This is a genomic window from Pseudomonas sp. NPDC089396, assembly GCF_044749545.1.
Classification (GTDB): Bacteria; Pseudomonadota; Gammaproteobacteria; order Pseudomonadales; family Pseudomonadaceae; genus Aquipseudomonas.
This window is the reverse complement of the sequence record NZ_JBIVIC010000015.1, coordinates 130,523-144,308: the sequence shown is the minus strand read 5'-3', so window position 1 is coordinate 144,308 and position 13,786 is coordinate 130,523. Positions and strand designations below refer to the sequence as shown.

The 13,786-nt window shown below is 63.5% G+C and carries 12 protein-coding genes and 1 tRNA gene; 2 read left to right on the top strand and 11 right to left on the bottom strand.

The annotated features are described in order from the left end of the window. Window positions 1–230 precede the first annotated feature (230 nt). The 5 genes from asd to leuC all read right to left on the bottom strand — a co-directional run bounded on the left by asd (window position 231) and on the right by leuC (window position 5,531). Window positions 231–1,343, bottom strand: a complete 1,113-nt coding sequence (asd, locus tag ACIPZB_RS23390; protein ID WP_400642914.1) for an aspartate-semialdehyde dehydrogenase — start codon at window positions 1,341–1,343, stop codon at window positions 231–233. 63 nt (window positions 1,344–1,406) lie between these two features. After that, complete coding sequence (gene leuB / locus ACIPZB_RS23385) at window positions 1,407–2,489, bottom strand: 3-isopropylmalate dehydrogenase (RefSeq protein ID WP_400642913.1); 1,083 nt, start codon at window positions 2,487–2,489, stop codon at window positions 1,407–1,409. Window positions 2,490–2,543: 54 nt separating this feature from the next. Next, window positions 2,544–3,308 carry a class I SAM-dependent methyltransferase gene (locus tag ACIPZB_RS23380; protein WP_400642912.1) on the bottom strand — a complete coding sequence of 255 codons (765 nt, stop codon included), beginning with the start codon at window positions 3,306–3,308 and terminating at the stop codon, window positions 2,544–2,546. 148 nt (window positions 3,309–3,456) lie between these two features. Continuing rightward, complete coding sequence (leuD, locus tag ACIPZB_RS23375) at window positions 3,457–4,101, bottom strand: 3-isopropylmalate dehydratase small subunit (RefSeq protein ID WP_008100308.1); 645 nt, start codon at window positions 4,099–4,101, stop codon at window positions 3,457–3,459. Next, on the bottom strand, window positions 4,098–5,531 hold the full coding sequence (gene leuC, locus ACIPZB_RS23370) for a 3-isopropylmalate dehydratase large subunit (protein WP_008100305.1): 1,434 nt from the start codon (window positions 5,529–5,531) through the stop codon (window positions 4,098–4,100). The genes leuD and leuC overlap by 4 nt, the downstream gene beginning before the upstream one ends. Before the next feature lie 131 nt (window positions 5,532–5,662). On the opposite strand from leuC, the gene ACIPZB_RS23365 reads away from it, so the two are divergent. Together ACIPZB_RS23365 and ACIPZB_RS23360 are read left to right on the top strand one after the other, a co-directional pair. Further along, on the top strand, window positions 5,663–6,541 hold the full coding sequence (locus tag ACIPZB_RS23365; RefSeq protein ID WP_400642911.1) for a LysR family transcriptional regulator: 879 nt from the start codon (window positions 5,663–5,665) through the stop codon (window positions 6,539–6,541). A gap of 62 nt (window positions 6,542–6,603) precedes the next feature. Continuing rightward, on the top strand, window positions 6,604–9,900 hold the full coding sequence (locus ACIPZB_RS23360; protein WP_400642910.1) for a PAS domain S-box protein: 3,297 nt from the start codon (window positions 6,604–6,606) through the stop codon (window positions 9,898–9,900). A 49-nt stretch (window positions 9,901–9,949) separates the two neighbouring features. Here the strand turns inward: ACIPZB_RS23360 and ACIPZB_RS23355 are convergent, their stop codons facing one another. The 6 genes from ACIPZB_RS23355 to ACIPZB_RS23330 form a co-directional block, all read right to left on the bottom strand. Next, window positions 9,950–10,393 carry an Hsp20 family protein gene (locus tag ACIPZB_RS23355; RefSeq protein ID WP_008100299.1) on the bottom strand — a complete coding sequence of 148 codons (444 nt, stop codon included), beginning with the start codon at window positions 10,391–10,393 and terminating at the stop codon, window positions 9,950–9,952. Window positions 10,394–10,621: 228 nt separating this feature from the next. Next, a complete protein-coding gene (locus tag ACIPZB_RS23350) occupies window positions 10,622–11,593 on the bottom strand; it encodes a tRNA dihydrouridine synthase (protein ID WP_400642908.1) in 972 nt (323 codons plus the stop codon). Between the two features lie 51 nt (window positions 11,594–11,644). Beyond that, on the bottom strand, window positions 11,645–12,079 hold the full coding sequence (locus ACIPZB_RS23345) for a thioesterase family protein (protein WP_008100296.1): 435 nt from the start codon (window positions 12,077–12,079) through the stop codon (window positions 11,645–11,647). 43 nt (window positions 12,080–12,122) lie between these two features. Beyond that, complete coding sequence (locus tag ACIPZB_RS23340) at window positions 12,123–12,956, bottom strand: alpha/beta fold hydrolase (RefSeq protein WP_400642906.1); 834 nt, start codon at window positions 12,954–12,956, stop codon at window positions 12,123–12,125. 22 nt (window positions 12,957–12,978) lie between these two features. Further along, a complete protein-coding gene (locus ACIPZB_RS23335) occupies window positions 12,979–13,518 on the bottom strand; it encodes a TetR/AcrR family transcriptional regulator (RefSeq protein ID WP_400642904.1) in 540 nt (179 codons plus the stop codon). Between the two features lie 172 nt (window positions 13,519–13,690). Continuing rightward, window positions 13,691–13,766: transfer RNA gene (locus ACIPZB_RS23330), tRNA-Glu, on the bottom strand. Between the last annotated feature and the right edge of the window lie 20 nt (window positions 13,767–13,786).

Below are 13,786 nucleotides of genomic sequence, written 5' to 3'. Positions count from 1 at the left end.
GAGGACCGCGCTGCAGGCCCCATCCTGGGGCCCAGCGCTCGACGGGCATCCATGCCCGTCGCCTCCCTCCGCAAGACCTCCGCTCGGCCTCCTGAAGTCGCAATTGGCGGCGCCTGAACTACCGCGCACTTAGAAGCAAGAGCAAGAGCAAGAGCAAGCACAAGCGCAAGCGCAAATAATAAAAAAACCCGCACTGTCACCAGCGCGGGTTTTCGGTCAAACCAGAGCGATCAACGCTCCAGCAGAATCCGCAGCATACGGCGCAGCGGCTCGGCAGCACCCCACAGCAACTGGTCGCCAACAGTGAATGCACCCAGGTACTGGGAGCCCATGTTCAGCTTGCGCAGACGGCCCACCGGGATATTCAGGGTACCTGTCACCTTGGTCGGCGCCAGCTCCTGCATGCTGATCTCGCGCTGGTTCGGCACCAGTTTCACCCAAGGGTTGTGCTGGCTGATCATGCCTTCGATGTCGGCCAGTGGCACATCCTTGTTCAGCTTGATGGTCAGCGCCTGGCTGTGGCAGCGCATGGCGCCGATGCGCACACAGATACCATCGACCGGGATCGGGTTCTTGAAGCGACCGAGGATCTTGTTGGTCTCGGCCTGGGCCTTCCACTCTTCACGGCTCTGCCCGTTCGGCAGTTCCTTGTCGATCCACGGGATCAGGCTGCCGGCCAGCGGCACGCCGAAGTTCTCGGTCGGGAACGCTTCGCCACGCATGGCTTCGGCAACCTTGCGGTCGATGTCAAGGATGGCGCTGGCCGGGTTGGCCAGGTCATCGGCGACAGCGGCGTGGATGCCGCCCATCTGCTTGATCAGCTCGCGCATGTTCTGCGCGCCAGCACCGGATGCCGCCTGGTAGGTCATGGCGCTCATCCACTCGACCAGGCCCGCTTCGAACAGGCCACCCAGGCCCATCAGCATCAGGCTGACGGTGCAGTTGCCGCCGATGTAGTTCTTGGTACCGGCATCGAGCTGCTGGTCGATCACCTTGCGGTTGACCGGGTCCAGCACGATCACCGCGTCATCCTGCATACGCAGCGACGAGGCGGCGTCGATCCAGTAGCCCTGCCAGCCGGCTTCACGCAGCTTGGGGAAGACCTCGTTGGTGTAGTCGCCGCCCTGACAGGTCAGGATCACGTCGAGGGTCTTGAGCTCTTCGATCGAATAAGCGTCCTTGAGCGGAGCAATATCCTTGCCCACGTTCGGACCCTGGCCACCGACATTGGAGGTGGTGAAGAACACCGGCTCGATAAGGTCGAAGTCCTGCTCCTCCAGCATCCGCTGCATGAGCACGGAACCGACCATACCGCGCCAACCGATCAGACCTACACGTTTCATCGCAACTACACCTTTGCTAAAAGTGGGCCGCCACCGACCAAAAACGGTGGCGGGCCAGAGAGATTACAGATTCCGCAGCGCTGCGACTACTGCGTCGCCCATTTCCTGCGTACCAACTTTGCTGCAGCCTGCCGACCAGATGTCACCGGTGCGCAGGCCCTGGTCCAACACCAGGCTCACCGCCTGCTCGATGGCTTCGGCCGCGGCGTGCTGGTTGAAGCTGTAACGCAGCATCATCGACACCGACAGGATGGTCGCCAACGGGTTGGCGATACCCTGTCCGGCGATGTCCGGCGCCGAACCGTGGCAAGGCTCGTACATGCCCTTGTTGTTGGCATCCAGCGACGCCGAAGGCAGCATGCCGATGGAACCGGTGAGCATGGAAGCCTCATCCGACAGAATGTCACCGAACATGTTGTCGGTCACCACCACGTCGAACTGCTTGGGTGCGCGCACCAGCTGCATGGCGGCGTTGTCGACGTACATGTGGCTGAGCTCGACGTCCGGGTAGTCCTTGGCCACGTCTTCGACCACTTCACGCCACAGCTGGCTGGAAGCGAGCACGTTGGCCTTGTCCACCGAGCACAACTTCTTGCCGCGCACACGGGCCATGTCGAAGCCGACACGGGCGATGCGGCGCACTTCGCTTTCGCTGTAAGGCAGGGTGTCATAGGCCTGGCGCTCGCCGCCTTCGAGTTCACGCTGGCCGCGTGGCGCACCGAAGTAGATGCCGCCGGTCAGCTCGCGGACGATGAGGATATCCAGGCCCGAGACGATTTCCGGCTTCAGCGAGGAGGCATCGGCCAGTTGCGGGTAGAGGATGGCCGGGCGCAGGTTGGCGAACAGGCCCAGTTGCGAACGGATCTTCAGCAGACCGCGCTCCGGGCGGATGTCACGCTCGATCTTGTCCCATTTCGGGCCACCGACGGCGCCCAGCAGCACGGCATCGGCCTTGCGCGCACGCTCCAGGGTTTCGTCGGCCAGGGGCACGCCGTGCTTGTCGATGGCAGCGCCGCCGATCACATCGTGCTCCAGGCTGAAGCCGAGCTGGAACTTGTCGTTGGCCAGCTCCAGCACCTTGACCGCTTCGGCCATGATTTCCGGGCCAATACCATCACCTGGGAGAATCAGAATCTGCTTGCTCATGCTTTCCTCTATCCATTCAAGCGGCGCGGCCCTGCTGGCCACGCCGAAATATACTCAGCGCTCGGCCCACAACACCAGCACATCGGTGCTGAACGAGCCATCGTCTTCGATCTGGTAATACTGGCGCACTTCCTCGCCCATGGCCTGCTGCAACTGGCGGATGGCCGTGCGCATGGGTTCAGGGGTGCGCATGCGCTCGACCCAGCTGGAGAATTCCAGGCGCAACGGCTGGCGAGCATGACTGCGCACATGCAGGCCAGCCTCGCTGACCTGGCGCTGCCACTCGGCGGCAGAGTAATCGCGTACGTGGCTGGTATCGCGCAGCACTTCAACGGTCTGCAGGTACGTGTCGAGCAACGGGCTGCCTGGCGACATCACGTCGATGAACGCCGCCACGCCACCCGGCTTGAGCACCCGGCGTACCTCGCGCAGGGCCAGGCCCAGGTCGCTCCAGTGGTGCGCCGAGTAGCGGCTGAAAACGAAATCGAACGAAGCGTCAGCGAACGGCAGGCGTTCGGCGGCTCCACGTTCGGTGCGAATGTTGCCCAGGCCACGCTCGGCAGCGGCGCTGGCGACCACGTCGAGCATCGCTTGCGACAGGTCGTAGGCGACCACTTCGGCCACCAGCGGTGCGACGTGGAAGCTGACGTGACCGGCACCACAGCCCAGGTCCAGCACGCGGGCGCTGCCCTGCCCTGCCAGCTCGGCCTGCAGCAGGGCGAATTCGCGGCCCTGGGCGTGCACGGCGCTGCTGAGGTAGGCACTGGCCTGCTCGCCGAACTGGCGTTGGACCACATCGGTGTGGGTGGTGCTGGTCATGGGGTGTTCCTTCTGGTTTGGGGTTGCTTGTACGGCCGCTATCGCCGGCAAGCCGGCTCCCACAGAGATCGCGCAGCCTCAAAGGCCTGTGCAGTACTTGTGGGAGCCGGCTTGCCGGCGATGAGGCCAGCAAACCCACCTACATCATTCAGGCATCCCGAAACAGCCACGGCTGCCCGGCACGGTGCTTCTGCTCGAAGGCCTTGATCGCATCGCTGTCCTGCAAGGTCAGGCCAATGTCGTCGAAGCCATTGAGCAGGCAGTGCTTGCGGAAGGCGTCGATCTCGAAGTGCAGCACCTTGCCATCCGGGCGGGTCACCGCCTGCGCCTGCAGGTCGATGGTCAGCTGGTAGCCCGGGTTGGCTTCGACCTGCTTGAACAACTCGTCGACTTCTTCATCGCTGAGGATGATCGGCAGCAGGCCGTTCTTGAAGCTGTTGTTGAAGAAGATATCGGCGAAGCTCGGCGCGATCACGCTACGGAAACCGTACTCGTCCAGCGCCCATGGTGCGTGCTCGCGGCTCGAACCACAGCCGAAGTTCTCCCGTGCCAACAGCACGCTGGCACCCTGGTAGCGCGCGTGGTTGAGCACGAACTCCTCGTTCAACGGGCGCTTGCTGTTGTCCTGGTAGGGCTGGCCCACATCCAGGTAACGCCATTCGTCGAACAGGTTAGGGCCGAAGCCGGTGCGCTTGATCGACTTAAGGAACTGCTTGGGGATGATCTGGTCGGTGTCGACGTTGGCACGGTCCAACGGCGCGACGAGGCCAGTGTGCTGGGTAAAGGCTTTCATGCTGCGCTCCCTTGGATCAACTCGCGGACATCGATGAAGTGGCCGGTTACCGCGGCGGCGGCGGCCATGGCCGGGCTGACCAGGTGAGTACGGCCACCGGCGCCCTGACGGCCTTCGAAGTTGCGGTTGGAAGTGGACGCGCAGTGCTCGCCGCTTTCCAGGCGGTCCGGGTTCATGGCCAGGCACATCGAGCAACCCGGCTCACGCCATTCGAAACCGGCTTCGAGGAAGATCTTGTCCAGCCCTTCGCGTTCGGCCTGGGCCTTGACCAGGCCAGAGCCCGGCACCACCAACGCCTGCTTGACGTTGGCCGCGACCTTGCGGCCCTTGGCGATTTCGGCGGCAGCGCGCAGGTCTTCGATGCGCGAGTTGGTGCACGAACCGATGAACACGCGGTCGAGCTTGATATCGGTGATCGCCTGGTTGGCGGCGAGGCCCATGTACTTGAGGGCGCGCTCAATCGAGCCACGCTTGATCAGGTCGGGTTCGGCTGCCGGGTCCGGCACGCGCTGGTCGACAGCGAGGACCATCTCGGGCGACGTGCCCCAGCTGACTTGCGGCTTGATCTGCGCGGCATCCAGTTCGACCACGGTGTCGAACACCGCATCGGCGTCCGAAACCAGGCTTTTCCAGTCCTGGGCGGCCTGTTTCCACTGCTCGCCCTTGGGCGCATAGGGGCGGCCTTCGACATAGGCGATGGTGGTGTCGTCGACCGCCACCAGGCCGACGCGGGCACCGGCTTCGATGGACATGTTGCAAATGGTCATGCGGCCTTCCATCGACAACTCGCGAATGGCGCTGCCGGCGAATTCCATGGCGTGGCCGTTGCCACCGGCGGTGCCGATCTTGCCGATCACGGCGAGGACGATGTCCTTGGCGGTGACACCGGCAGGCAACTGGCCTTCGACGCGCACCAGCATGTTCTTCATCTTCTTGGCGACCAGGCACTGGGTGGCGAGCACGTGCTCGACCTCGGACGTGCCGATGCCGTGGGCCAAGGCACCGAAGGCGCCGTGGGTGGAGGTGTGCGAATCGCCGCAGACCACGGTCATGCCTGGCAAGGTAGCGCCCTGCTCCGGGCTGATGACGTGGACGATGCCCTGGCGCACGTCATTCATCTTGAATTCGACGATGCCATATTCGTCACAGTTTTCATCGAGGGTCTGCACCTGCAGGCGCGACACCTGGTCGACGATGGCCTCGATACCGCCCTTGCGCTCCGGCGTGGTCGGCACGTTATGGTCGGGCGTGGCGATGTTGGCGTCGATGCGCCATGGCTGGCGGTTGGCCAGACGCAGGCCTTCGAAAGCCTGGGGCGAGGTCACTTCGTGAATGATATGGCGGTCGATGTAGATCAAGGACGAGCCGTCATCACGGCGCTTGACCTCATGCGTTTCCCAGAGTTTGTCGTAGAGCGTTTTGCCAGCCATCAGACTGTTCCTCATCAGCGTCTTTCTATGCCAAAGACCCCTTGGCTTGTACGGACGATCCTAGGGCTATACATTGAATAACTCAAATTCATAATTTTTATGCTTTGGATAACCAACGGGAATTCGACATCATGGACCTGGCCAACCTCAGCGCTTTCATCGCCATTGCCGAAACCGGCAGCTTTTCTGGAGCCGCTGAACGCCTGTTCCTGACCCAGCCAGCCATCAGCAAACGCATCGCCGGGCTGGAGCAGCAACTGGATGTACGCCTGTTCGATCGCCTGGGCCGCGAAGTCACCCTGACCGAGGCTGGCAGGGCATTGCTGCCGCGTGCCTACCAGATTCTCAATGTGCTCGATGATACTCGCCGGGCGCTGACCAATTTGACCGGGGAAGTGAGCGGTCGCCTGACCCTGGCCACCAGCCATCACATCGGTTTGCACCGTTTACCCCCACTGTTACGGGCTTTTACGCGGCAGTACCCGTCGGTGGCGTTGGATATTCAGTTCCTGGATTCGGAAGCGGCCTACGACGAAATTCTCCATGGTCGCGCCGAAATGGCCGTCATCACCCTGGCACCCGAGCCCCATCACCTGGTCAAGGCCGTCCCGGTATGGGACGACGCCCTGGATTTCGTCGCCGCACCCGAACACCCGCTGGCCAGCAACCAGCGGGTCAGCCTGGCCGACGTGGCGCGCCACCCGGCGGTGTTTCCCGGGGGCAATACCTTCACCCACCATATCGTCCAGCGCCTGTTCGAAAGCCAGGGACTGACGCCGAACATCGCCATGAGCACCAACTACCTGGAAACCATCAAGATGATGGTGTCCATCGGCCTGGCCTGGAGCGTGCTCCCGCGCACCATGCTGGACGATCAGGTTGCACCCATCGCTTTACCCGGCATACAGCTGTCACGCCAGCTAGGCTACATTCTGCACACGGAGCGAACGCTATCGAATGCGGCCAGGGCCTTCATGGCCTTGCTCGACAGCCACGCAGGTTCCGCCTGACCGGTCGTTAGCTCGGCATTTCCAACTCAAGGACGCGTCAAACGCCAAAGGTCTGGTATCAAATGCCCAAATCAGCAAACCGCTTTCCGCGCCTGCCGCGTATCCCTGCGGCCGACCCCCAGGAATCCGAGCAGGCCTGGCAGAACGCGCCACAGCTGCTGGCCGCGCTCAATGCCGCGCGCCTGGGTGCCTGGCTATGGGATATCGAATCCGGCCGGGTCAGCTGGTCTCGCGGCACCCAGGCCCTGTTCGGGTTCGACCCTCAGCGGCCATTGCCCAATGCCATCGACTACCTCGACCTGCTGCCCGAAGAGGACCGTGCCCGCACCCGCCAACTGTTTCAAGCCGTGGTCAATGGCGAACCGGTGGAGCGCACGATGCGCCACCGCATCCGCTGGCCGGATGGCAGCCTGCACTGGCTGGAAATCAACGGCAGCCTGACCCACGACCGCCACGGCCGGCGCCAGATGATCGGGGTGATCCGCGAAATCACCCGCCAACGCGAACGGGAAACCGCGCTGATCAACTCGGAAAAGCGCTTCGCCACCCTGTTTCACCTGAGCCCCAACGCCATCCTGCTGACCCGGCGCCACGACGGCATGATCTTCGAAGTGAACCAGCACTTCGAAGACATGTTCGGCTGGCCCGGCAGCCATGTGATCGGCAAGACCAGCCTGGAGTTGGGGCTGTGGGTGCACCCCGAGCAGCGTCAGCAGATACTGGAATCGACCCGCCCCAGTGGCGGCCCGCTGAGCATGGAGGTGCAGTTTCGCGCCAGCAACGGCAAGCTGCACGACGGCATCCTCTGCACCCAGGGCATCGAACTGGAGGGCGTGACCTTCCTGCTCAGCACCTTCGTCGACACCTCCGAGCGCAAGCGCGCCGAGCAGGCGCTCAAGGACAGCCAGGAACGCCTGGACCTGGCCCTGGACTCGGCGCAACTGGGCACCTGGGATTGGCACATACCCAGCGGCATGCTCTATGGCTCGGCGCGGGCTGCGCAATTGCACGGCCTTGACCCGATCCCCTTCCATGAATCCTTCGACGCGTTCTTCGAAGGGGTGCCGAACGAAGAGCGCGATGCGATGCGCCAGGCTTACCGCAGCCTGCGCGAAGGCCCGGCCGGCAACTACCAGATCACCTACCGCGTACAGCTGGAAAACGGCGCTTCGCGTTACATCGAGAGCCGTGCCCGCCTCTACCGCGATGAACAGGGCAACCCGCTGCGCATGGCCGGCACCCTGCTCGACATTACCGAACAGGTGGAGCGCGAGCTGCGCCTGAGCGCCTCGGAAGAGAAGTTCGCCAGCCTGTTCCAGGTCAGCCCCGATCCGATCTGCGTGACCCGCCAGGACACCGGGCAGTTCATCGAGATCAACCCGGCATTCACCCAGACGTTCGGCTGGAGCGCCGAGCAGGTGATCGGCCGCACCGCCGAGGAAATTGGCCTGTGGGCCGAGTCCATCGAACGCGCCAGGCGCATCGAGCGGGTCATCCGCGAGCAGGCGCTAAGCAACGTGGGCGTGGTGGTCAACCATCGCGACGGCTTCGCCTTGACCTGCGTGATCGCCAGCCGGCTGATCAGCGTCGACGACCAGCCCTGCAGCGTCACCACCCTGCGCGACATCACCCAGCAGCAACGGGCGGAAGCCGCCCTGAAGTCAAGCGAGGAGAAATTCGCCAAGGCCTTTCACTCCAGCCCCGACGCCATCACCATCACCGAGCGCCACAGCGGCCGCTATGTGGAAGTGAACGATGGGTTCTGCCGCCTGACCGGCTACAGCAGCGCCGAGGTGGTGGGCCGCAGCGTCTTCGAACTGGGCATCTGGGCGGACGACAAGCAGCGCAGCGCCCTGCTTGCCGAACTCAAGGAGCGTGGCCGGGTACACCACCGGGAGATGCTCGGGCGCAACAAGCGCGGCGACATCCTTACCGTGGAAGTGTCAGTGGAGCCGATCAGCCTCAACGAGGTCGACTGCCTGCTGCTCACCGCCCGCGACGTCAGCCAGCTGAAGAACGCCCAGGCGCAGATTCGCCACCTGGCCTACCACGACCCGCTGACCAACCTGCCCAACCGCGCCCTGCTGATGGACCGCCTTAGCCAGCAGATCGCCCTGTTGCGCCGCCATAACCTGCGCGGTGCCCTGCTGTTCCTTGACCTGGACCACTTCAAGCACATCAACGATTCACTCGGGCACCCGGTGGGCGACACGGTGCTGAAGATCATCACCGCGCGCCTGGAAGCCAGCGTGCGCCTGGAAGACACCGTGGCGCGGCTGGGCGGTGACGAGTTCGTGGTGCTGTTGAGCGGCCTGGAGGGCAGCCGCGAATCGGTCGAGATCAAGGTTCGCGAGCTGGCCGATACCCTGCGCCAACTGCTGGCCGAACCCATGTCGCTGGACGGCCAGCGCCTGCAGGTAACGCCCAGCATCGGCGTGGCGCTGATTCCCGACCACGGCGTCACGCCGGCCGACTTGCTAAAGCGCGCCGACATCGCCTTGTACCGGGCCAAGGACTCGGGGCGCAACACTACCCAGCTGTTCCACACCACCATGCAAAAGGCCGCCAGCGAGCGCCTGCGCATGGAAAGCGACCTGCGCCTGGCGTTGGCCCGCGGCGAACTGGCCCTGCACTTCCAACCCCAGGTGGACGCCCGCGACAACCGTATCGTCGGCGCCGAAGTGCTGCTGCGCTGGCACCACCCGCAACTGGGCCAGCAACCGCCTGCCCAGTTCATTCAAGTGCTGGAGGAAAGCGGGCTGATCCTTGAAGTTGGCAGCTGGATACTCGACGAAGCTTGCGATGCCTGCGCCCGCATGCTGGAAGACGGACTGATCGATGCCGATTATTTCAGCCTGTGCGTGAACATCAGCCCACGGCAGTTCCGCCAGAACGATTTCGTCGAACGGGTGTTGCGCAGCCTGGACGATTACCGCCTGCCGCGGCACATGCTCAAGCTGGAGATCACCGAAGGCATCGTGATCCAGAACCTGGAAGACACCATCAGCAAGATGCGCGAACTCAAGCGCTATGGGGTGAGCTTCGCCATGGATGACTTCGGTACCGGCTATTCATCGCTCACCTACCTCAAGCGCTTGCCGGTGGACGCCCTGAAAATCGACCAGACTTTCGTCCGTGACGCCCCGGAAGACCCAAACGACGCCGAGATCGTCCGTGCCATCGTGGCCATGGCGCGCAGCCTGGACCTGGCGGTAATCGCAGAGGGCGTGGAATTGACCGAGCAGCTGGAGTTTCTGGAGCAGCTGGGCTGCCACCTGTACCAGGGCTACCTGCACAGCCGGCCGCTGCCGCTGCCGGAGTTCAGGCAGATGCTGCTGGAGGCACCGGCTGATTATTGAACGCAAAAAGGGCACCTTCGCAGGTGCCCTTTTTTGCATCACGCCAAACTCAGTTCAGCGCTGGCTTGTCGCCATTGATCGGGATGCGCTTGGCCTTGGCTTCTTCCGGCACGATGCGCAGCAGGTCGATGCTGAGCAGGCCGTTGGCCAGACCCGCGGACTTGACCTCGATATGGTCAGCCAGGCGGAACGACAGCTTGAAGGCGCGCTGGGCAATGCCCTGGTGCAGGTAGGTCACTTCCCCGGCACCGTTTTCGCGCTTGCCGCCGATGACGGTCAGGACGCCTTTTTCAACCTGCAGGTCGAGATCCTGCTCTTGGAAGCCGGCTGCGGCCACCACGATGCGATAGTGGTCTTCGCCATGTTTTTCCACGTTGTAGGGAGGGTAGCTGCTACCCGCCTCGTTACGTGCCGCGGATTCGAACAGGTCGTTGAAACGGTCGAAGCCAACGGAATGGCGGAACAGTGGAGCGAGAGAGAAAGCGCTGGTCATGGTCATAAACTCCTGAAATTCAGCAAGTGAGTCATTACGCGACCCGACTTCGGCATCGCGTACTGAATAAATAGGGCTCAGGAGATGGCTTTCAAGGGCGACGGGCAAAAAATTTTGCAGTGGCATCACCAGATCGTTCGCGGGACAAGCCCGCCCCCACAGGTACAACACATTGGCTGAAGGCAGCGGGGTACCTGTGGGAGCCGGCTTGCCGGCGATGAGGCCGGTTCAGGCCACACATTCCTCGTATGCCCGCACCTCAACCCCAAGCAACCGGCTGATCCGCGCACAGTCATCTTCCCTGCGCAACTCGGCAAAAAGCACCACCGCCTCGGGGTAACTGCGCGTCAGCATCGCCAGCCACTGCTTCATCCGCCCCGGCGCATAGCGCGGCGACAGCTTGGCCTGGGCTTGGCGCCAGAACTCGCGCAGCAAGGGCAACAGCGCTTCCCAACTCATCGGCTGATAGTCTCGCCCGTCTCGCGCGGCAGCGATCTGCAAGGCCAGGTCCGGTCGCGACACCAGCCCGCGACCGAGCATGATGTCCTCGGCACCGCTGACCTCACGGCAACGCCGCCAGTCGTCGACGGTCCAGATCTCGCCATTGGCGAACACCGGCACCTTGACCACGTCCTGCACCCGCGCCACCCACTCCCAGTGCGCCGGCGGCTTGTAGCCCTCGACCTTGGTTCGCGCATGCACCACCAAGTGCGCCGACCCCCCTTCGGCCAGCGCCGTGGCGCACTCCAGCGCCCCATCCGGGGTATCGAAGCCCAGGCGCATCTTCGAGGTGACCGGGATATGCGCTGGCACCGCCCGCCGCACTTCACGCACGATGGCGTGCAGCAACTCCGGCTCCTTGAGCAGCACCGCCCCACCACGCGACTTGTTCACGGTCTTGGCCGGGCAGCCGAAGTTCAGGTCGATCACCGGCGCTCCCAGCTCGCACGCCAGCGCCGCATTCTCGGCCAGGCAGACGGGGTCGGACCCAAGCAGCTGCACGCGCATCGGCACGCCGGCAGCGGTGCGCGCACCCTGGCGCAGTTCAGGTGCGAGCTTGTCGAACGACGAGGCTGGCAGCAGGCGGTCGCACACACGGATGAACTCGGTGACGCACCAATCGATGCCGCCCACTCGGGTCAGGACGTCGCGCAGGATGTTGTCGACCAGCCCCTCCATGGGGGCCAGGGCAATTTGCATTTCGGGGACTCGGCGAGAAAAGCCGGCAGTCTAGCAAAAAACGACGCCGGTTCAGGCACCGATCAGCGCCGGGGCGTAACCGTCGATGAACTCGGCCGGCATGCGCTTGGGTTTGCCGCTGGACAGCTCGATGCAGGCAAAGGTGGTCTGCGCGCGCAGCAGGGTCACGCCATCACGCGGGCGCTTGAGCTGGAAGCGCCGGGTCATGCGCAGGCGCTGGTCCCAATCGATGATCCAGGTGGCCAGTTGCAGCTCGTCATCTTCGTACGCGGCGGCGAGGTAGTCGATTTCATGCCGCACCACTGCCATGGCCCGGTCCAGGCGCCGGTATTCCGCCAGGTCCAGGCCCAGGCGCTGGGAGTGGCGCCAGGCGCAACGCTCGAGCCAGGTAACGTAGACCGCGTTGTTGGCGTGACCGAGGCCGTCGATGTCCTCGCTGCCGACCCGCAGATCGATGATGAATGGCGTTGCCAAGTCCCAGCTCATGCCCGCTCCCGATGTCAGTGATGGGGCAGAGTGTAATGGAAGTTCAGGCGCTTTGCCGTGCCGGCGCGCCGGCACGGGCCAGCAATTCGAGCACGGCCTGGCTCAGGCGCGGGTCGGCCAGCACGCGCTGGTGGCCACCGGTTTCCGGCAGCAACAGACGGCTGTCGAACCAGGCCTTGTGGATCAGATGGGCTTCGCCAGCGGGCACCAGCTCATCATCAGCGGCATGAACCACCAGGCCCGGCACCTCCAATTGATAGCCACTGACATCCAGGCGTGCGACCTGCATACCGACGTCCCGTTCGACCTGGCGAATGAACGCAGCCCTGGCACGCGCGGGCATGCCCAGGCGGTTGGCGAAGCCGCGCAAGACGCCAAGCATGCGCGCTGGAGCCGCGATGCTGACCGCGGCATCGGTGCGCAACCCCATTTGCAGCGCCAGCATGACACTGGCGCCGCCCATGGAGTGACCGATCACGGCGCTCAAGGGCGGCAATTCGGCTGCCGCCTCCAGCAATGCACGGGCAAACAGCACCACGTTCGCCTGCTCCCCTGGAGAACGACCGTGACCCGGCCCTTCCAGCGAAACCACCGTGTGCCCTGCCTGCACCAGCGTGTCGATCAAGGCGGCAAACTGGGTCGGGCGCCCTTCCCAACCGTGCATCAACAATACCGTGGGGCCCTTGCCCCAGCGCAAGGCGGACAAACCGAAGCGCAAGGTGATCCGCTCGGCACTCGCCAGCAGGGGCAACTCCCACTCCCGGGGCGGAAGGTTGCGCGGCGTCATGAAGGCTCGGCGCATCTTGCCAGCAACATGTTCAGGGGCCAGATGGCCAAGAGTGCCATTGACGCCACGAATCCAGTTCAAGGAAGTCATCGCCTTGCTCCCGGTCACAGGTTCAGATAACCGCCGATTTGGCGGCACGCAGAATACGGTCGGACAACTCGCCTGCGCCCAGGGAACGGGCCAGCGCCAGGCCGCCAATCATCAGGGCCAGATCGGCCAGGGCCTTGTCGGCATCCTCGGGGCAATCGACCATGGCCGCGGTCATCAACTCGATGTGCTCGGCCAGCACTTCGCGGAAGGCCTCTGGCAAGCGCTGCATCTCGCTCAGCGCATTGGGTAGCGGACAAGCATCCACCTCGGCGTCACGGTGCTTGCGCGACAGGTAGAAGGCACTCGCCAGGGCTCGCCGACCCGCGCCGTCGAGGCTGGGATCGACCTGCGACAGCAAGGCCCTGCGCTCGCTGAGCAATTGGCGGAACGCCTCGAGCATCAGCTCATCCTTACTTTCGAAGTGGGAATAAAAGCCACCGACAGTAAGGCCGGCGGCTCCCATGACCTGGCTGACACTGGGCTCAGCCGGACCGTGCTGGATCAACGCACTGCGCGCCGCCTTGAGGATTCGTTCGCGGGTCCTGGTCTTCTTGTCGCTCATTGCGCCACTCACCGTGAAAATATGATGCTCGAAATATTATGCCTATAATAATTTTTTGCAAGCGCAAAGGCACACCGCTTATCGGTGAGTATTTTTTGAGGGAGATAGAAAAACAAAAGGCCCATTCAATAAGCGAATGAGCCTTTAAAGTCCCGCAAAACGCGGGTAAAAATGGCGTCCCCTAGGGGACTCGAACCCCTGTTACCGCCGTGAAAGGGCGGTGTCCTAGGCCACTAGACGAAGGGGACGTAACCTTCGCGAAGATTCG